The 17,828-nt window shown below is 53.2% G+C and carries 21 protein-coding genes and 1 other RNA gene; 11 read left to right on the top strand and 11 right to left on the bottom strand.

Annotated features, from left to right (window positions below; genetic code table 11):
• Positions 1-7: 7 nt before the first annotated feature.
• Positions 8-1,078 carry a 3-deoxy-7-phosphoheptulonate synthase AroF gene (gene aroF, locus PUZ33_RS24060; RefSeq protein WP_058681059.1) on the bottom strand — a complete coding sequence of 357 codons (1,071 nt, stop codon included), beginning with the start codon at positions 1,076-1,078 and terminating at the stop codon, positions 8-10.
• 214 nt (positions 1,079-1,292) lie between these two features.
• Between aroF and PUZ33_RS24055 the strand changes: the two genes are divergently transcribed.
• The 4 genes from PUZ33_RS24055 to PUZ33_RS24040 all read left to right on the top strand — a co-directional run bounded on the left by PUZ33_RS24055 (position 1,293) and on the right by PUZ33_RS24040 (position 4,067).
• Positions 1,293-1,667 (top strand): DUF2799 domain-containing protein, encoded by a 375-nt coding sequence (locus PUZ33_RS24055; protein WP_045294704.1) that lies wholly within the window; start codon positions 1,293-1,295, stop codon positions 1,665-1,667.
• A 152-nt stretch (positions 1,668-1,819) separates the two neighbouring features.
• Positions 1,820-2,356, top strand: coding sequence for a YfiR family protein (locus PUZ33_RS24050; RefSeq protein WP_028028085.1), 537 nt, complete (start codon positions 1,820-1,822; stop codon positions 2,354-2,356).
• Positions 2,349-3,569, top strand: coding sequence for a diguanylate cyclase DgcN (gene dgcN, locus PUZ33_RS24045; RefSeq protein WP_023621746.1), 1,221 nt, complete (start codon positions 2,349-2,351; stop codon positions 3,567-3,569). Before PUZ33_RS24050 ends, dgcN begins: the two co-directional genes overlap by 8 nt.
• A 12-nt stretch (positions 3,570-3,581) precedes the next feature.
• Positions 3,582-4,067, top strand: a complete 486-nt coding sequence (locus PUZ33_RS24040) for an OmpA family protein (RefSeq protein WP_013098347.1) — start codon at positions 3,582-3,584, stop codon at positions 4,065-4,067.
• Positions 4,068-4,069: 2 nt separating this feature from the next.
• Here PUZ33_RS24040 and PUZ33_RS24035 read toward each other — a convergent pair whose 3' ends face one another.
• The 7 genes from PUZ33_RS24035 to ffh form a co-directional block, all read right to left on the bottom strand.
• Positions 4,070-5,440 (bottom strand): PepSY-associated TM helix domain-containing protein, encoded by a 1,371-nt coding sequence (locus tag PUZ33_RS24035; protein ID WP_058681057.1) that lies wholly within the window; start codon positions 5,438-5,440, stop codon positions 4,070-4,072.
• A gap of 37 nt (positions 5,441-5,477) precedes the next feature.
• Positions 5,478-5,882 (bottom strand): DUF2946 domain-containing protein, encoded by a 405-nt coding sequence (locus PUZ33_RS24030; RefSeq protein ID WP_038420428.1) that lies wholly within the window; start codon positions 5,880-5,882, stop codon positions 5,478-5,480.
• Between the two features lie 132 nt (positions 5,883-6,014).
• Positions 6,015-6,362, bottom strand: a complete 348-nt coding sequence (gene rplS, locus PUZ33_RS24025; protein ID WP_002914145.1) for a 50S ribosomal protein L19 — start codon at positions 6,360-6,362, stop codon at positions 6,015-6,017.
• A gap of 43 nt (positions 6,363-6,405) precedes the next feature.
• Entirely contained in the window at positions 6,406-7,173 is a 768-nt protein-coding gene (trmD, locus tag PUZ33_RS24020; protein ID WP_008502493.1) for a tRNA (guanosine(37)-N1)-methyltransferase TrmD, read from the bottom strand.
• Positions 7,174-7,204: 31 nt separating this feature from the next.
• Positions 7,205-7,744: a ribosome maturation factor RimM gene (rimM, locus tag PUZ33_RS24015; protein ID WP_013098350.1), complete on the bottom strand. Its 540-nt coding sequence runs from the start codon at positions 7,742-7,744 to the stop codon at positions 7,205-7,207.
• Positions 7,745-7,759: 15 nt separating this feature from the next.
• Positions 7,760-8,008, bottom strand: coding sequence for a 30S ribosomal protein S16 (rpsP, locus tag PUZ33_RS24010; protein ID WP_003863133.1), 249 nt, complete (start codon positions 8,006-8,008; stop codon positions 7,760-7,762).
• A gap of 116 nt (positions 8,009-8,124) precedes the next feature.
• Positions 8,125-9,486: a signal recognition particle protein gene (ffh, locus tag PUZ33_RS24005; RefSeq protein WP_013098351.1), complete on the bottom strand. Its 1,362-nt coding sequence runs from the start codon at positions 9,484-9,486 to the stop codon at positions 8,125-8,127.
• 166 nt (positions 9,487-9,652) lie between these two features.
• Between ffh and PUZ33_RS24000 the strand changes: the two genes are divergently transcribed.
• Both PUZ33_RS24000 and PUZ33_RS23995 read left to right on the top strand, forming a co-directional pair.
• Positions 9,653-10,444 (top strand): cytochrome C assembly family protein, encoded by a 792-nt coding sequence (locus tag PUZ33_RS24000; RefSeq protein WP_014832951.1) that lies wholly within the window; start codon positions 9,653-9,655, stop codon positions 10,442-10,444.
• 18 nt (positions 10,445-10,462) lie between these two features.
• A complete protein-coding gene (locus PUZ33_RS23995; RefSeq protein WP_028028086.1) occupies positions 10,463-11,749 on the top strand; it encodes an HlyC/CorC family transporter in 1,287 nt (428 codons plus the stop codon).
• A gap of 52 nt (positions 11,750-11,801) precedes the next feature.
• On the opposite strand, the gene grpE is transcribed toward PUZ33_RS23995, so the two are convergent.
• A complete protein-coding gene (gene grpE / locus PUZ33_RS23990; RefSeq protein WP_014832953.1) occupies positions 11,802-12,395 on the bottom strand; it encodes a nucleotide exchange factor GrpE in 594 nt (197 codons plus the stop codon).
• Between the two features lie 122 nt (positions 12,396-12,517).
• On the opposite strand from grpE, the gene nadK reads away from it, so the two are divergent.
• The 3 genes from nadK (at position 12,518) to bamE (ending at position 15,620) form a co-directional block, all read left to right on the top strand.
• A complete protein-coding gene (gene nadK / locus PUZ33_RS23985) occupies positions 12,518-13,396 on the top strand; it encodes an NAD(+) kinase (protein ID WP_013098356.1) in 879 nt (292 codons plus the stop codon).
• Between the two features lie 85 nt (positions 13,397-13,481).
• Entirely contained in the window at positions 13,482-15,143 is a 1,662-nt protein-coding gene (gene recN, locus PUZ33_RS23980; RefSeq protein ID WP_058681056.1) for a DNA repair protein RecN, read from the top strand.
• 138 nt (positions 15,144-15,281) lie between these two features.
• Positions 15,282-15,620, top strand: coding sequence for an outer membrane protein assembly factor BamE (gene bamE / locus PUZ33_RS23975; protein WP_003863121.1), 339 nt, complete (start codon positions 15,282-15,284; stop codon positions 15,618-15,620).
• 108 nt (positions 15,621-15,728) lie between these two features.
• Here bamE and PUZ33_RS23970 read toward each other — a convergent pair whose 3' ends face one another.
• Positions 15,729-16,016 (bottom strand): RnfH family protein, encoded by a 288-nt coding sequence (locus PUZ33_RS23970; protein WP_003863119.1) that lies wholly within the window; start codon positions 16,014-16,016, stop codon positions 15,729-15,731.
• Positions 16,006-16,443 (bottom strand): type II toxin-antitoxin system RatA family toxin, encoded by a 438-nt coding sequence (locus PUZ33_RS23965; protein ID WP_008502504.1) that lies wholly within the window; start codon positions 16,441-16,443, stop codon positions 16,006-16,008. The genes PUZ33_RS23970 and PUZ33_RS23965 overlap by 11 nt, the downstream gene beginning before the upstream one ends.
• A gap of 156 nt (positions 16,444-16,599) precedes the next feature.
• Between PUZ33_RS23965 and smpB the strand changes: the two genes are divergently transcribed.
• Entirely contained in the window at positions 16,600-17,082 is a 483-nt protein-coding gene (gene smpB / locus PUZ33_RS23960; protein WP_008502505.1) for an SsrA-binding protein SmpB, read from the top strand.
• 89 nt (positions 17,083-17,171) lie between these two features.
• Positions 17,172-17,535, top strand: a transfer-messenger RNA (tmRNA) gene (gene ssrA, locus PUZ33_RS23955).
• Positions 17,536-17,828 lie beyond the last annotated feature (293 nt).

Below are 17,828 nucleotides of genomic sequence, written 5' to 3'. Positions count from 1 at the left end.
TAACCTCTTAAGCCAGACGCGTCGCCAGCTGGCCGTTTATATCTTTGTGGATCTCACGCAGCAGCGCATCGGTGGTTTCCCAGCTGATGCAGGCATCCGTCACGGACACACCGTACTTCATTGCGCTGCGCGGTTGTTCAGATGATTGATTGCCTTCATGAATATTGCTCTCAATCATCAGACCGATAATAGAACGGTTGCCGTCTTTGATTTGTGCGACCACCGATTCCGCCACCGCAGGCTGACGACGGTAATCTTTGTTCGAATTACCATGACTGCAATCTACCATCAGTGCCGGGCGCAGTCCCGCCTGCTCCATCTCTTTTTCACACTGTGCCACATCTGCCGGGCTGTAGTTTGGCGCTTTACCGCCACGCAGGATCACATGACCGTCCGGATTACCCTGCGTCTGCAGGAGACAAACCTGGCCCGCCTGGTTAATACCTACAAAGCGATGCGGCATGGCCGCGGCGCGCATGGCGTTGATCGCCGTGGCAAGGCTACCGTCGGTCCCGTTTTTAAAACCAACCGGCATCGACAGACCAGACGCCATTTCACGGTGGGTTTGTGATTCCGTAGTACGCGCACCAATCGCAGACCAGCTAAACAGATCGCCCAGGTACTGCGGGCTGTTCGGATCCAGCGCTTCGGTTGCCAGTGGCAGCCCCATGCTGACCAGCTCAACCAGCAGGCGACGCGCAATCTTCAGACCGGCTTCCACATCAAACGAGCCATCCATGTGCGGATCGTTAATCAACCCTTTCCAGCCAACGGTGGTACGTGGCTTCTCAAAATAGACGCGCATCACCAGGTAGAGGCTATCGCTGACCTCCTCCGCTAATGCTTTAAATCGACGAGCGTACTCAATGGCGGTTTCAGGATCGTTAATGGAACAAGGACCACATACCACCAGCAGACGCGGATCGCGGCCAGCGATAATGTCAGAAATGGTCTGGCGCGAGTGCTCAATTTGAGCCTCCTGCGCGACGCTCAGCGGGAACTCCGCTTTCAGTTGATCCGGTGTAATCAAAACCTGTTCGTCAGTGATATGTACGTTGTTCAGCGCGTCTTTTTGCATGATGGCGATCCTGTAAAGCTCGTTTGCGATAGGTGTTTTCCTCGAAGAGGTGAAACAACGATACCACAACAAGTAAAGATTTCAATCCAAAATACGTACACTTTACTTTACAAAAGCCATTTTACTGCAAAAATCAGCCGTCAAAATCGTAAACCTAAAATTACACCCCCACTTTCTTTTGCCAGGCTATGCTGAAGAAAAAAGGAGAATGGCTATGCGTTCAATCGCTCTGATGCTGTTGTCGCTGTTTTTATCGGGCTGTGAGATCAACCCTTATACCTTCCAGCCCGACTGGACTAGTCCCAGCTGGTTTGATGCGGGTAAAGAAGACGCCATGAATGGTCTGCCGGTTAAAGATAATCAGACGCTGGCCGATAGTTTTAACGACCCGCAGGTTGATCGTAGTGAATATCTTCGTGGCTACGCCGACGGACAGAAAAAAGTGTGTGAGGAAGGTTTTATTCACGCCTGGGGAATAGCAGGTAAATCTTTCCCGGCCAGTTGTGATACTGTTGAAAACGCAGCAAAACTGCATGAATCATGGCAACAAGGAATGGATGAAAGTATGCGTTCCAGCAGACTTAATTAAGCCGTTTTTATACGCCGGAATATATACAACTGTAGGATTTAGCTTAGGTCGTACTCAGTACATTTCTGACATAATGACGGCTTTGATAAACAATGGTATTCTGCCGACAACTCGTAAGGACATCTATTTCCAGAGCGGTATGGCGGATTCTGGTGAGAAATTCATTCTTGATCTCTTTGTTCCGACTCACTCTGGTGCTAATGCTGTTCTTTATGGTGGGCCCAGCACCGGCAGCCACGTTCACAGAAACCGATAAATCGGTACGTTCGATTGTATCGGGTATTGTGAGCTATACCCGATGGCCGTCACTTTCCGGGCAACCTAAACTCTGCGTTTATGCCTCGTCTCACTACACGCAAGCACTGAGCAGCGAAGAAGGGCAAAGCGAGTTACCTTATACTCCCGTCATTGTACGTAACGATCAGGAAGCCCTGTCCGCGACGTGTGATGCTATTTATTTCGGGGCTGAATCGCCTGCAAAACAACTTGAATTAATAAGTCAATATCAGGGCAGAGCATTGCTATTAATCTCAGAGCAGAATCCGGAATGTGTTATTGGCAGTGCATTCTGCCTGATAATCGATCATAACCAGGTCAGATTTTCCGTTAATCTGGATGCATTGACGCGCAGTGGCGTACGCGTCAATCCGGATGTATTAATGCTGGCACGGAATAAGCAGCATGGATAAAGAAATCACTTCAACGCCACGTCCAACGTTTAAAAGCACGTTGAGACGAATCAGCATGATAAGCGTCATCATCACCATGACGTTAATTTGGCTCCTGCTTTGTTTTGCTTCCGTGGTGACATTAAAGCAATACGCCCAAAAAAATCTCGAATTAACCGGCGCAACAATGAGCCACAGCCTTGAAGCCTCACTGGTCTTTAATGATGCGCTGGCGGCTAACGAAACGCTCGCCACCCTGGGTAAACAGGGCCAGTTTGCCGTGGCTGAGGTTCTTAACGCGCATAAAAAGCGGTTTGCTTACTGGTCCTGGAACCCGGAAGAGAATAACGACACGCTGGGTGCATTGGTTAGCCGCTGGCTGTTCCCCGACCCGGTCGCACAGCCGATCATGCATAACGGTAATGCGATCGGCGAAATTCGCCTGACCGCACGCGATAATCTCATCAGCCATTTCATCTGGCTGTCGTTTGCCGTTCTTACCGGCTGTATTCTTTTTGCCACCGCCGTCGCACTTACGATTACACAATCTCTGCATCATGGCATGGTCACGGCGCTGCAAAACATCACCGATGTCGTGCATGACGTACGCACCAACCGCAACTTTTCCCGGCGGGTGAAGGATGGTCGCATCGAAGAATTCCACCAGTTTGGCGAAGACTTCAACAGTCTGCTGGATGAAATGGAAGAGTGGCAGCTTAAGCTGCAGGCGAAAAACGCTCAGCTACTGCGTACCGCCATGCACGATCCTCTCACCGGCCTCGCCAATCGGGCGGCGTTTCGTAGCAGCATCGCGGCATTAATGCACGACGCCTCCGCAAAAACCAACACTGCCCTGCTCTTCCTCGACGGTGATAATTTCAAGTTTATTAACGATACCTGGGGACATGCTGCGGGCGATTGCGTCCTGATTGAAGTCGCCCGCCGGATGGTTGAGTTTGGCGATAAGCGTCATCAGTCATACCGCCTTGGCGGTGACGAGTTTGCGATGGTGCTGTACGGCGTGCAGTCTGCCGCGGAGGTTCAACAGATTTGTGCTGCGTTGTCGCAGCAGTTTATGCGCCCGTTCGATCTGCATAACGGGCAGACAGCAACGATGTCACTTAGCATTGGCTTTGCTCTGGCGTGGGAAAGTGCCTCTGTGGAAGCATTACTGGAGCAAGCCGACCGCAACATGTACCAGGATAAAAACCAGCGTACAAAAGCAATAACTTAGAAAGGATACGATATGTTAAAGCGATACTTCGCGCCGTTATTTCTCGCTTCGATGGTACTGACGGGTTGTCAGTCACCGCCTGAAGGTAAATTCTCCCCTGAGCAAATTGCGGCGATGAAGTCATACGGTTTTAACGAACTGAATGGCGACTGGTCTTTGGGCCTGTCAGATACGATCCTGTTTGATAAAAATGACGCCAGACTGCGCCCGGAAAGTGAAGCGCAGATCCGCACCATGGCCTCTCGCCTGGCGGCTACCGGCCTGAAACACGCCCGTATGGATGGCCACACCGATAATTACGGTGAAGAGAGCTACAATGAAGCGCTGTCGTTAAAACGTGCCAATGCAGTGGCTGACGTCTGGGCCAAAGGCGCCAATATCCCGCGCAGCAACCTCACCACGCAGGGATTAGGTAAAAAATATCCGGTTTCCAGCAACAGTACGGCGCAAGGGCGTGCTGAAAACCGTCGGGTCGCGGTGGTCATCAGCACGCCATAGCCTTATTTAATGGATGATTGTGCGAGCGACACGCCAGTTGCCGCTCGCCAGCGTAGCCAGTCAATCAGCATAAACAGCGCCAGGCTCACGCCCATCACCGGCAATGCCAGCCCCAGCAATACGCTGACCACCACCGTGACGGCTTTTCCCCATCCCGGGAGCGCCAGCCAGCACTGACAAAGCGTCTGAAGCGGATCGGCCGTCGATTGCGCCGGACGACGCATCCACCACATCCGGTATCCCCAGACAATCAGCACACACAGCGCCAGGCCAAATGCGACGAGCAGTAACTGGTTAACCAGCCCGAATAAGATCCCCATATGGAAATCCACCCCCCAGCGGGTCAGCTTTGCCATTAACGGGAAATCCTCAAAGCGGGTTCTGTCCAGAATTTGCATGGAATTTGGATCCACCGCAACGGCATCCACCTGGGTCGGCCAGCGGCGGTCAATTTCCGTCACGGTCCACGCCTGGTCAGCGCTTTTCGCCGGGCGGATTTCGAGTTTATTCGCATCAATCCCGGCCTGGCGGGCAGCGTGCAATACGCCATCGAACTGGGTCAGATCCATCGTCATGTCGGGCATCATCATGCCGGCATGATGCCCATGGTGTTCAGCGTGCTCATCCATCGTGACGGGCGCACCCGAAAGCGTGGTGCTCACCTGCGGCGTGAGCCAGTTCATCTGCGCGCGCAGTTTATCCACGTTGCCGCCCGCCCATTGGGACCACGTCAGGCCGGTCGCAGAAAACAGCAACATTCCCCCCAGCAACACCCAGCCCAGCGTGACATGCAGGCGACGCCGGTTCTGAAAACGATTGTTGAGCCGACGTTTTGGCCGGGTATAAAACCACAGCGCAATCCCGCCCAGCGCGGCGACCCACATCCACGAGGCGGCCAGCTCGCTGTAGAGCCGACCAACGTTACCCAGCATCAGGGACGTATGCAGATAATCAATGGTCTGGCGTAGCGGTAAAATCCCGCTGGTGCCATACACGGTCATATCGCCACGCACCGCAAGAGTAACGGGATCGATAAAAATAGCGCGGGTCTCCGATGGGCCAAGCGACGGGTCGGCAAACATCACCCGGGTGGTTTCACCCGCAGCCAGGCCAGGACGAACGGCGTATAAACGCAGCTCGGTGCCGATGTTTTTTTCCGCCACGGCGATCTGTTCCGCCAGCGGTTGGAGTTCCCCCACGGAATCCGTATGGAGCGCGTGCCGGTACAGAATATTTTCCAGCTGCGGTGTCGCCACGTACAGCGTACCGGTCAGCGCGGCGAAGAAGATAAACGGGCCGACAAACAACCCGACATAGAAATGGAGTCGACGCAGCAGGTTTCCCCATGCCGCGCGCGGAGTGCAGGTAGTCATACTTTTCCTTTTTAAGGCAAAAAGTTATCGATATTTTTTAAAGGGAAAAAGCAGACTGCCGCGGCGGCGCGCGGGTATCAGGATAAAGCCAGGGGAAAAAGTGCCAGTGGCTGACAGCCTGACGCGGCGTCCTGACACGCAGCCTTTGCAGCACGATACTGAGCAGCACAATCAGCGCGAGTATCATGCCCGGCACGTGGGCTAATAGCACGCAGTAGCCACAGGCTTCCGCATGGTCAACCGGCATGCTGTGCTGCTTATCGCCGTGGTGCTCATCCATCGACATCATGCTCATGTCATGGTGCATCCCCGGCATGGTACTCATGGGATCTTTTTGCAGCGAGACGGAGATCAGCGGTGCGATCACGATCAGCAGGATCGCAAACAGCGCGGTCAATGCCGCTGCGCGTTTCCAGTTATGCTGATGCAGTACGTTAATCACTTACCCTCCACGGAAGAGGCCAGCATTGTAAATGATTTATGACGAAAGGGTTAACACGAGAGATGCGATGGGATAAAAAAAGGGCCAGCCTTTCGGCCAGCCCTTTCTAACAGGATGTCGCTTAAGCGAATCTTAGTTCAGACGCTCTTTAATACGAGCAGACTTACCAGTACGCTCACGCAGGTAGTACAGTTTAGCTTTACGTACAGCACCACGACGTTTAACAGCAATGCTGTCAACTACCGGAGAGTGAGTCTGGAAGACACGCTCAACGCCTTCGCCGTTGGAAATTTTACGAACAGTGAATGCAGAGTGCAGACCGCGGTTACGAATAGCGATAACCACGCCCTCGAATGCCTGCAGACGTTTTTTGGAACCTTCAACAACCCATACTTTCACTTCCACGGTGTCACCTGGACGGAAGGAAGGTACGTCCTGCTTCATCTGCTCTTGTTCAAGTTGCTTAATAATGTTGCTCATAATTTAATCTCTTATCCTGGGTAAACTGATATTCGGGAGCGTATTACGCATTCCCATCATGTTCATGCTGCTGTTGCGCGTGTTCAGTTTTGAACTCGGCCAGCAACTTTGCTTGCTCTTCAGTCAGAGCCAGGTTTTCCAGAAGTTCAGGTCTTCTAAGCCAGGTTCGGCCCAGCGACTGCTTCAAACGCCAGCGACGTATCTCAGCATGGTTTCCTGACAGTAACACTGCCGGGACTTCCATCCCTTCTAACACTTCAGGACGGGTATAGTGTGGACAGTCCAGCAACCCATCGGCAAAGGAATCTTCCGTTGCCGAAGCTTCATGGCCCAGTACTCCCGGAATGAACCGGGCGACGGAGTCAATCAGCGTCATTGCGGGTAACTCACCACCGCTGAGAACGTAATCGCCGATAGACCATTCTTCGTCAATCTCGGTTTGAATTACGCGCTCATCTATCCCTTCGTAGCGACCACAGACCAGAATCAGTTTTTGATTCGTCGCCAGTTCGCTGACGCCCGCTTGATCAAGCTTGCGTCCCTGAGGTGACAGATAAATCACCTTTGCGCCTTCACCTGCCGCGGCTTTTGCTGTGTGAATCGCGTCCCGTAAGGGTTGCACCATCATTAACATCCCCGGTCCGCCGCCGTAAGGACGATCGTCCACGGTACGGTGCCGGTCATGCGTGAAGTCACGAGGACTCCAGCTCTGGATGCTCAGCAGGCCATTCTTTACTGCCCGGCCAGTTACCCCGTAATCGGTAATCGCGCGGAACATTTCAGGAAACAGGCTAATTATGCCAATCCACATAGCGCCGTCTTTTACCGTTTATCCGGAGAATTTAAAAACCAGGATCCCAATCTACTTCAATCGTTTGAGTAGCGAGATCGACTTTCTTGATAACCTGTCCATCGAGGAACGGAACCAACCGCTCCTTGATGCCAAATGCATCTTTCAGGTTTGCCTTAATGACGAGAACGTCATTGGACCCGGTTTCCATCATGTCGATGACTTTCCCCAGGCTGTAGCCTTCAGTAGTGACTACCTGGCAACCCATAAGGTCTTTCCAGTAATAGTCGCCTTCTTCGAGCTCCGGCAACTGCGACGAATCCACGACAATTTCACAATTAGTCAGTGCATTCGCGGCATCACGATCGTCAACGCCTTTCAGCTTGATGATGATGTCCTGATTGTGGTGACGCCAGCTTTCCAGCTCGACCTCTTCCCACTTACCGCCTTTCTGGATAAACCAGGGCTGGTAATTAAAAATGCTATCAGCGTCTTCAGTGGAGGAAAACACTCTGAGCCAACCACGGATACCGTAGCAAGAACCCATTTTGCCCAATACAATCGGTTCAACAGGTGCTTTATTGCTCATCATGACCACCGTGACAGATTAAGCTGCTTTGTTTGCTGCTTTGATCAGCGTAGCAACGCGATCGGAAACAGTCGCGCCCTGGCCAACCCAGTGAGCGATACGATCCAGATCCAGACGAGTTTCTTCTTCTGCGCCAGCGGCCAGTGGGTTGAAGAAACCAACGCGCTCGATGAAGCGACCGTTGCGTGCATTACGGCTGTCAGTCACAACAACCTGGTAGAACGGACGCTTTTTAGCGCCGTGACGTGCTAAACGAATAGTTACCATAACATCCTCTTGTGTGAATAAAACAACCGGGCCCCATCGAGGAACGGAGCCCGGGTGTCATATTAAAAGCCCGAAAATTTTACTCATTTTCGGGCAAAAAGCAATCTCAAAAGCGATTATCGCCCAGGAAAACCGGGTGGCATCATGCCTTTCATGCCACGCATCATTTTCGCCATGCCGCCTTTCTTCATTTTCTTCATCATGCGCTGCATGTCGTCGAACTGTTTCAGAAGGCGGTTAACGTCCTGCACCTGCATGCCGCAACCGGCTGCGATACGGCGCTTACGGGAACCTTTGATGATATCCGGGTTAGCACGCTCTTTGAGGGTCATTGAGTTGATGATCGCCTCCATACGCACCAGCACCTTGTCATCCATCTGCGCTTTTACGTTGTCTGGGATCTGGCCCATGCCCGGCAGTTTGCCCATCAGGCTTGCCATGCCGCCCATGTTTTTCATCTGACGCAGCTGCTCAAGGAAGTCGGTCAGATCGAAACCGTCACCTTTTTTCAGCTTGCTGGCCAGCTTCTCGGCCTGCGCACGGTCAACTTTGCTCTCGATATCTTCAATCAGCGACAGTACGTCGCCCATGCCGAGGATACGGGAGGCAATACGGTCCGGGTGGAACGGCTCCAGCGCTTCGGTTTTTTCGCCCACACCGAGGAATTTGATCGGCTTACCGGTGATATGACGAATAGAAAGCGCCGCACCGCCGCGGGCGTCACCGTCCACTTTGGTCAGCACCACGCCGGTTAACGGCAGCGCTTCGTTGAACGCTTTCGCGGTGTTCGCCGCATCCTGGCCGGTCATGGCGTCAACCACAAACAGGGTCTCTACCGGGTTGATAGAAGCATGCACCTGTTTGATTTCGTCCATCATCGCTTCGTCGACGTGCAGACGACCGGCGGTATCCACCAGCAGCACGTCGTAGAACTTCAGCTTCGCCTCTTTCAGCGCTGCGTTCACGATGTCGACTGGCTTCTGGGCCACGTCAGACGGGAAGAAATCGACCCCAACCTGCTGCGCCAGGGTCTCCAGCTGTTTGATCGCCGCCGGGCGATAAACGTCCGCAGAAACCACCAGCACTTTTTTCTTGTGCTTCTCGCGCAGGAATTTACCCAGCTTACCGACGCTGGTGGTTTTACCCGCCCCCTGCAGACCCGCCATCAACACGACGGCCGGAGGCTGAGCCGCCAGGTTCAGGACCTGGTTCTCTTCGCCCATCGCCGAAACCAGTTCGTTACGAACGATTTTGACGAACTCCTGACCCGGGGTCAGGCTCTTGTTAACTTCATGACCAACCGCCTTCTCTTTAACGCGGTTGATAAAATCACGAACAACCGGCAACGCGACGTCTGCTTCCAGCAGCGCCATGCGCACTTCGCGCAGCGTTTCCTTGATGTTGTCTTCAGTAAGGCGTCCGCGGCCGCTGATGTTGCGCAGCGTGCGCGACAAACGATCGGTTAAATTATCAAACATTGTCTCTCGCCTGAGTAGAAACGTTGGGCCGCCATGAGCGACACATACACAGAATTTTGCCGGAGTATAACATGAAGGCGCCTTTGTTGTTATGCAACGGTTGGAGCAGGCGTCACGTAACGTTATACTGCTTCTCTTTCTTATTAAGACAACTGTCGATGCCTATATGCCTGTTTTCGCACTGATCGCCCTTGTTGCCTACTCTGTCAGCCTTGCGCTGATCATTCCCGGACTGCTGCAAAAAAACAGCGGCTGGCGGCGCATGGCTATTCTGTCGGCGGTGATCGCACTGATTAGTCACGCTTTTGCGCTGGAATCGCGCATCATTCCCGGTGACGGCAGCGTGCAAAACCTGAGCGTGCTGAACGTCGGTTCGCTGGTCAGCCTGATGATCTGTACGGTGATGACCATTGTCGCCTCTAAGAATCGCGGCTGGTTATTGCTGCCCATTGTTTATGCCTTCGCGCTGATCAATCTGGCCTTAGCAACCTTTATGCCCAATGAGTTCATTACGCATCTGGAAGCCACGCCGGGCATGCTGGTGCACATCGGCCTGTCGCTGTTCTCTTACGCAACGCTGATCATTGCCGCGCTCTATGCCATGCAGCTCGCCTGGATTGACTACCAGTTGAAAAACAAAAAACTGGCGTTTAACCATGAGATGCCGCCGCTGATGGTCATTGAGCGTAAGATGTTCCACATCACCCAGGTCGGCGTAGTATTATTGACCTTAACGCTCTGCACTGGCCTGTTTTATATGAAAAACCTGTTCAGCGTGGAGAATATCGACAAAGCGGTGCTCTCCATCATCGCGTGGTTTGTCTATATTGTGCTGTTATGGGGCCATTATCATGAGGGCTGGCGCGGTCGTCGCGTGGTCTGGTTCAACGTCGCGGGTGCGGGCATTCTCACCCTTGCCTATTTCGGAAGTCGCTTCATACAGCAATTTGCTGGCTAAGTAACAAAGGAGTTCCCCCTGGAACACATCTCTACCACCACGCTGATCGTTACGCTGATCGTCATGGTGGTCATCTCCGCCTATTTCTCTGGCTCGGAAACCGGCATGATGACCTTAAACCGCTACCGGTTACGTCATCGTGCTAAACAGGGTAACCGTGCCGCACGTCGCGTTGAAAAGCTGCTCCGTAAACCGGATCGCCTGATAAGTCTGGTGCTTATCGGTAACAACCTCGTCAATATCCTCGCCTCTGCGCTGGGCACCATTGTCGGGATGCGCCTGTACGGCAACGCCGGGGTCGCGATTGCTACCGGCGTACTGACGTTTGTAGTGCTGGTGTTTGCGGAAGTGCTGCCCAAAACCATCGCTGCGCTTTACCCGGAAAAAGTGGCTTACCCGAGCAGCTTCCTGCTGGCACCGCTGCTGATCCTGATGATGCCGCTGGTCTGGCTGTTGAATATGGTCACCCGTATCCTGATGCGCATGGTCGGCATCAAAGCCGACGTCGCCATCAGCAGTGCACTCAGCAAAGACGAGCTGCGCACCATCGTGAACGAATCCCGCTCGCAGATTTCACGCCGCAATCAGGACATGCTCCTGTCGGTGCTGGATCTGGAAAAGGTCAGCGTTAACGACATTATGGTGCCGCGTAACGAAATCGTCGGGATTGATATTAACGACGACTGGAAGGCCATCGTCCGCCAACTGACCCACTCCCCGCACGGACGCATTGTGCTTTATCGCGACTCCCTGGACGACGCCATCAGTATGCTGCGCGTACGGGAAGCCTATCGCCTGATGACCGAGAAAAAAGAGTTCACTAAAGAGGTGATGCTGCGCGCCGCCGACGAGATTTACTACGTGCCGGAAGGAACGCCGCTCAGCACGCAGCTGGTAAAATTCCAGCGTAACAAAAAGAAAGTCGGCCTGGTGGTCGATGAGTATGGCGATATTCAGGGGCTGGTGACGGTCGAAGATATTCTGGAAGAGATTGTCGGAGACTTTACCACCTCCATGTCCCCTTCTCTTGCGGAAGAGGTCACACCGCAAAACGACGGTTCGGTGCTGATTGACGGCAGCGCGAACATCCGCGAACTCAATAAAGCCTTTAACTGGCATCTGCCGGAAGATGAGGCTCGCACCATGAACGGGATGATTCTGGAAGCACTGGAAGAGATCCCGGCGGCGGGCACACGCGTGCGTATTGAGCAGTACGATATTGATATCCTGGACGTGCAGGACAATATGATTAAGCAGGTGAAGGTCCTGCCTGTTAAACCACTGCGCGAAAGTATCGCGGAATGATGTTGTAGGCCGGGCAAGGCGAAGCCGCCGCCCGGCACTACGGGACGGCAAATTACGCTTTCGCTTTCGCCACGGTCACCATCGCAGCACGGATGGTACGGCCGTTCAGGGTATACCCTTTCTGCATCACGCCCAGCACTTTACCGGCTTCAACGTCTTCTGATTCCACCATCGCAATCGCCTGGTGTACGTTAGGATCCAGCGGGACGTCGGTATCGGCAATCACTTCCACGCCGAACTTACGCACCACGTCCAGCATGGATTTCAGCGTCAGTTCGATACCTTCGATCATTGCCGCGTTGTCCGGATTCGCTTTATCAGCCACTTCCAGGGCGCGATCGAGGCTGTCGATTACCGGCAGCAGTTCGTTGACGAATTTCTCCAGCGCAAACTTATGCGCCTTCTCAACGTCCTGTTCGGTACGACGACGCAGGTTTTCCATTTCCGCCTTGATGCGCAGAACACTGTCGCGTTCGCGATTCTGTGCTTCTACCAGTTGGGCTTCCAGATTCGCAATTTTTTCATCGCGCGGGTCCACCTGCTCAGCAGATGCGTCTGGCTCTACAGCCTCAACGTCATCGTGCTGTTCCGTGATAATTTCTTCAGGGGCTTGCCCCTCAGGCGTTTTCTGTTCTTTACTACTCATGAATTTCTCCGCGTTTTTCTGCATTCATCTCGCTAACTTCGCTTATTATGGGGATCAGTTTCCTGGATTCAAGGGAACAAGAGAGATTGTCATCATTCATCAGGCACAAGGACCTCCAGAAAATGAATAATCATTTCAGGTGTATTGGGATCGTCGGGCACCCGCGTCACCCTACGGCATTGACGACACATGAAATGTTGTATCGCTGGCTGTGTAGCAAAGGCTATGAAGTGATGGTTGAGCAGCAGATCGCTCAGGAGCTGCAGCTTAAGAGCGTTAAAACCGGCACGCTGGCAGAGATTGGACAGCAGGCGGATCTTGCCGTGGTGGTCGGCGGCGACGGCAACATGCTTGGCGCGGCTCGCACGCTGGCGCGCTACGACATAAAAGTCATCGGCATCAACCGTGGCAATCTCGGTTTTCTGACCGACCTCGACCCGGACAACGCGCAGCAGCAGCTGGCCGATGTGCTGGAAGGACATTACATCAGCGAAAAACGTTTTTTACTGGAAGCGCAGGTGTGTCAGCAGGACTGCCAGAAACGCATCAGTACCGCCATTAACGAGGTGGTACTTCACCCCGGCAAAGTGGCGCATATGATTGAGTTCGAAGTGTATATCGATGAAATCTTCGCGTTCTCCCAGCGCTCTGACGGGCTGATTATCTCCACGCCGACGGGCTCGACCGCCTATTCGCTTTCCGCGGGAGGACCAATCCTGACGCCTTCGCTGGATGCCATTACGCTGGTGCCGATGTTCCCGCACACCCTTTCTGCCCGCCCGCTGGTGATTAACGGCAGCAGCACCATTCGCCTGCGTTTCTCGCACCGCCGTAATGACCTGGAGATCAGCTGCGACAGCCAGATCGCACTGCCTATTCAGGAAGGTGAAGATGTGCTAATTCGGCGATGTGATTATCACCTGAACCTTATTCACCCGAAAGATTATAGCTATTTCAATACATTAAGCTCGAAGCTTGGCTGGTCAAAAAAATTGTTCTGATTTTGCATCCAGTACTTTACTGTATAAAAAACCAGTTTATACTGTATGAAAACACAGTTATGGTTTTTCATACAGGAAAACAATTATGCTGGCACAACTGACCATCAGCAACTTTGCCATTGTTCGTGAGCTTGAGATCGATTTCCACAGCGGCATGACGGCGATCACCGGGGAAACCGGTGCGGGTAAATCCATTGCCATTGATGCCCTCGGCTTGTGCCTTGGCGGGCGTGCTGAGGGTGACATGGTGCGCATGGGCGCCAACCGTGCTGACCTCTGCGCTCGCTTCTCCCTAAAAGACACCCCTGCGGCTCTGCGCTGGCTCGAAGAAAACCAGCTTGAAGATGGACGTGAGTGTTTACTTCGTCGCGTTATCAGCAGCGACGGTCGTTCACGCGGTTTTATCAACGGCACGGCGGTACCGCTTTCTCAGCTTCGCGAGCTGGGTCAGTTGCTTATTCAGATCCATGGTCAGCACGCGCATCAGCAGCTGGTTAAGCCGGAGCAGCAAAAATCGCTACTCGATGGCTATGCAGGTGAGTATGCACTTACTCAGTTGATGGCAGAACACTATCGCCAGTGGCACCAGAGTTGCCGCGAGCTGGCTCAGCACCAGCAGCAAAGCCAGGAGCGTGCCGCACGCGCCGAGCTGCTGGAGTATCAGCTCAAAGAGCTGAACGAGTTTAACCCGCAGGCGGGTGAGTTCGAACTTATTGACGAAGAGTACAAGCGTCTGGCCAACAGTGGCCATCTGCTCTCTACCAGCCAGAACGCCCTCACCTTACTGGCAGATGGCGAAGACGTTAATCTGCAAAGCCAGCTGTATAACGTGCGTCAGCTTGTTACCGAGCTGGCGGGCATGGACAGCAAACTGTCCGGCGTGCTGGATATGCTGGAAGAGGCGGCGATTCAAATCTCTGAAGCCAGTGATGAACTGCGCCACTACTGTGAACGCCTGGATCTCGACCCCAATCGCCTGTTTGAGCTGGAACAACGAATTTCCCGTCAGATTTCTTTGGCGCGCAAGCACCACGTCACGCCAGAAGAGTTGCCTGCTTTTTATCAGTCTCTCCTTGATGAACAGCAGCAACTTGACGATCAGGCTGATTCACTGGAAACGCTGACTCTGGCGGTAAACCAGCACCATCAGCAGGCGCTGACCACGGCGAAACAGCTGCATGATGTTCGTCAGCATTATGCTCAGGAACTCAGCCAGCACATCACCGACAGCATGCATACGCTGGCGATGCCGCACGGCATATTCACGATTGATGTCCGCTTCGAAGAGAACTCCCTGACGGCGGAAGGCGCGGATCGCATCGAGTTCCGTGTCACCACCAACCCAGGCCAGCCGTTACAGCCTATTTCCAAAGTGGCATCTGGCGGTGAGCTCTCCCGTATTGCTCTGGCGATCCAGGTTATCACCGCCCGTAAAATGGAAACCCCGGCCCTGATTTTCGATGAAGTGGATGTGGGGATCAGCGGCCCGACGGCGGCGGTAGTGGGTAAACTGCTGCGCCAGCTCGGTGAATCGACTCAGGTGATGTGCGTCACCCACCTGCCGCAGGTGGCGGGCTGTGGTCATCATCACTTTATCGTCAGCAAAGAAACGGACGGTGAAATGACCGAGACGCACATGAAACCGCTGGATAAACGCTCGCGCCTGCAGGAGCTGGCTCGTCTGCTGGGAGGCAGCGAAGTCACCCGCAATACGCTCGCGAATGCGAAAGAACTGCTGGCGGCATAAACTTTTTCGGGATCTCAGGGTCATACAGAACAACAAAAACGCCGCCAGACCGGTTTCAAAGTGGGGCAAGGTCTATTATCATCGGCATATTACATATGAGCCGCGTACTGCTCGGGCCCGAAAAGGAATCAAATCACTATGCGCTGTAAAACGCTGACCGCTGCCGCTGCGGTTCTTCTGATGTTGACCGCAGGCTGTTCCACTCTGGAGAAAGTGGTTTACCGTCCTGACATCAACCAGGGGAACTACCTTACCCCTAACGATGTGTCTAAAATCCGTGTAGGGATGACACAACAGCAGGTCGCTTATGCACTGGGAACCCCGATGATGTCCGATCCGTTCGGCACCAACACCTGGTTCTATGTATTCCGTCAGCAGCCTGGCCACGAAGATGTGACCCAGCAGACCCTGACGCTGACCTTCAGCAGCGCCGGTGTGTTGACCAACATCGACAACAAGCCTGCCCTGACCAAATAATCCGGCGTCAGAAATGCAAAAAGGTGCTCAATGAGCACCTTTTTTGTATCGACATTTCGCACTGGATCGTAGCCCCGGTAAGCGCAGCGCCACTGGGGGAGAAAAGCACTACTTACCAGATTTCTCCGCACGCTGGCGACGCAGCTCTTTCGGGTCGGCAATCAACGGGCGATAAATCTCCACCCGGTCGCCCTCTTTCAGCACATCACCCAGTTTCACCGGGCGGCTGTAAATGCCGACTTTATTTTTTGCCAGATCGATATCGCGACGAAGCTCCAGAATGCCAGAAGCTCGGATAGCCGCCTCAACGGTTGCGCCCTCTTCCAGCGTCACGCGCTGCAGATACTGCTTCTCAGGCAACGCGTAGACCACTTCCACAGCTATCTTATGCGACACTGTAGACCTCTTTGGCGCGGGTCGTGAACGCCTGAACCATATTGGACGCTAGCTCTTTGAAGATGCGGCCAAACGCCAGCTCAATCAGCTTATTGGTAAACTCAAAGTCCAGATGGAACTCGATGCGGCAGGCATCAGCGCTTAGCGGCGTAAACTTCCAGCCTCCCATCAGGGTCTTGAATGGACCATCCACCAGATGCATCAAAATACTCTGATTGTTCGTCAGCGTATTGCGGGTGGTGAACGTCTTGCTGATCCCCGCTTTGGAGACATCCACCGCCGCCGTCATCTGCGTCGGGCCAGACTCCAGAACGCGGCTCCCGGTACACCCAGGGATAAATTCTGGATAAGACTGAACATCGTTCACTAACTGATACATTTGTTCCGCGCTGTAAGGTACAAGCGCAGTACGGCTAATCTGAGGCATAGCATTTCCCATGGTCACACAACGGACAAATAATAACATTTATCACCTGTTAAAAAAACGCTAAGCCTCATCTCGTGCTAAGATAGCGCGTTAGACCTCACAGGACGCAATGAGGTGACTTTTTGAAATCAGATTACCGACGGCTTTACGACACTTATGACGAAGAAAAAAGCACATAAACCAGGCTCGGCGACCATTGCGCTCAACAAGCGTGCTCGCCATGAGTATTTCATTGAAGAAGAATTTGAAGCTGGCCTTGCCCTGCAGGGCTGGGAAGTAAAATCGCTGCGCGCCGGGAAAGCCAACATCGGCGATAGCTACGTCATCCTGAAAGATGGCGAAGCCTTCCTGTTCGGTGCCAACTTTACGCCGCTGACCGTCGCCTCTTCGCACTACGTGTGTGACCCAACGCGTACCCGTAAGCTGCTGCTGAACAAGCGTGAACTGGAATCCCTCTACGGGCGCATTAACCGTGAAGGCTTTACCGTGGTCGCGCTGTCGCTGTACTGGAAAAACGCCTGGTGCAAAGTAAAAGTTGGCGTTGCCAAAGGTAAAAAACAGCACGACAAACGTACTGACCTGAAAGAGCGCGAATGGCAACTCGACAAAGCGCGCATTATGAAAAACGCAGGACGTTGATTCTGCACACTTATTGTACTATTCAATAAGTTAGCGTTCCGGGCTGGTATCCAGGAAGTGAAATCTGGTATACTGAGTTCAACACTATTGGGGCTGATTCTGGATTCGACGGGATTTGCGAAACCCAAGGTGCATGCCGAGGGGCGGTTTGCCTCGTTAAAAGCCGCAAAAAAATAGTCGCAAACGACGAAAACTACGCTTTAGCAGCTTAATAACCTGCTCTGAGCCCTCTCTCCCTAGCTTCCGCTCTTAAGACGGGGATCAAAGAGAGGTCAAACCCAAAAGAGATCGCGTGGAAGCCCTGCCTGGGGTTGAAGCGTTAAAACTAATCAGGCTAGTTCGTTAGTGGCGTGTCTGTCCGCAGCTGGCGTGCGAATGTAAAGACAAACTAAGCATGTAGTACCGAGGATGTAGAAATTTCGGACGCGGGTTCAACTCCCGCCAGCTCCACCAAATATTGATGTACTGAAGTTCAGTAAAGTCTACTAAGCCCGCACAGCACAAGCTCTGCGGGCTTTTTTACGTCTATTGTAGTCTAGTGAGAATTGCTGAGAACTACGAGTTATGGCACCCTGAATGGGACCCACGAAGATGGGTCCTAAAATCGAGGGTCCCAAACATTGAATCGCCACGGGTTTAACAGACACCTCAGAGTCATTTAAGATGGCTTAAAGAGAGGTGCCCATGAGCGGTAAGCGTTATCCCGAAGAGTTTAAAACTGAAGCAGTCAAACAGGTTGTTGATCG

The organism is Enterobacter cloacae complex sp. 2022EL-00981, assembly GCF_028737495.1.
GTDB classification, from domain to species: Bacteria; Pseudomonadota; Gammaproteobacteria; order Enterobacterales; family Enterobacteriaceae; genus Enterobacter; species Enterobacter cloacae.
This window is presented reverse-complemented; position numbering and strand designations above follow the sequence as displayed.

What these genes read in the sequence shown, in the direction of transcription:
- aroF (WP_058681059.1), bottom strand. Translation starts at nt 1,078, where the DNA reads ATGCAAAAAGACGCGCTGAACAACGTACATATCACTGACGAACAGGTT.
- PUZ33_RS24055 (WP_045294704.1), top strand. Translation starts at nt 1,293, where the DNA reads ATGCGTTCAATCGCTCTGATGCTGTTGTCGCTGTTTTTATCGGGCTGT.
- dgcN (WP_023621746.1), top strand. Translation starts at nt 2,349, where the DNA reads ATGGATAAAGAAATCACTTCAACGCCACGTCCAACGTTTAAAAGCACG.
- PUZ33_RS24040 (WP_013098347.1), top strand. Translation starts at nt 3,582, where the DNA reads ATGTTAAAGCGATACTTCGCGCCGTTATTTCTCGCTTCGATGGTACTG.
- PUZ33_RS24035 (WP_058681057.1), bottom strand. Translation starts at nt 5,440, where the DNA reads ATGACTACCTGCACTCCGCGCGCGGCATGGGGAAACCTGCTGCGTCGA.
- rplS (WP_002914145.1), bottom strand. Translation starts at nt 6,362, where the DNA reads ATGAGCAACATTATTAAGCAACTTGAACAAGAGCAGATGAAGCAGGAC.
- trmD (WP_008502493.1), bottom strand. Translation starts at nt 7,173, where the DNA reads ATGTGGATTGGCATAATTAGCCTGTTTCCTGAAATGTTCCGCGCGATT.
- rimM (WP_013098350.1), bottom strand. Translation starts at nt 7,744, where the DNA reads ATGATGAGCAATAAAGCACCTGTTGAACCGATTGTATTGGGCAAAATG.
- rpsP (WP_003863133.1), bottom strand. Translation starts at nt 8,008, where the DNA reads ATGGTAACTATTCGTTTAGCACGTCACGGCGCTAAAAAGCGTCCGTTC.
- ffh (WP_013098351.1), bottom strand. Translation starts at nt 9,486, where the DNA reads ATGTTTGATAATTTAACCGATCGTTTGTCGCGCACGCTGCGCAACATC.
- PUZ33_RS24000 (WP_014832951.1), top strand. Translation starts at nt 9,653, where the DNA reads ATGCCTGTTTTCGCACTGATCGCCCTTGTTGCCTACTCTGTCAGCCTT.
- grpE (WP_014832953.1), bottom strand. Translation starts at nt 12,395, where the DNA reads ATGAGTAGTAAAGAACAGAAAACGCCTGAGGGGCAAGCCCCTGAAGAA.
- nadK (WP_013098356.1), top strand. Translation starts at nt 12,518, where the DNA reads ATGAATAATCATTTCAGGTGTATTGGGATCGTCGGGCACCCGCGTCAC.
- recN (WP_058681056.1), top strand. Translation starts at nt 13,482, where the DNA reads ATGCTGGCACAACTGACCATCAGCAACTTTGCCATTGTTCGTGAGCTT.
- bamE (WP_003863121.1), top strand. Translation starts at nt 15,282, where the DNA reads ATGCGCTGTAAAACGCTGACCGCTGCCGCTGCGGTTCTTCTGATGTTG.
- PUZ33_RS23965 (WP_008502504.1), bottom strand. Translation starts at nt 16,443, where the DNA reads ATGCCTCAGATTAGCCGTACTGCGCTTGTACCTTACAGCGCGGAACAA.
- smpB (WP_008502505.1), top strand. Translation starts at nt 16,600, where the DNA reads ATGACGAAGAAAAAAGCACATAAACCAGGCTCGGCGACCATTGCGCTC.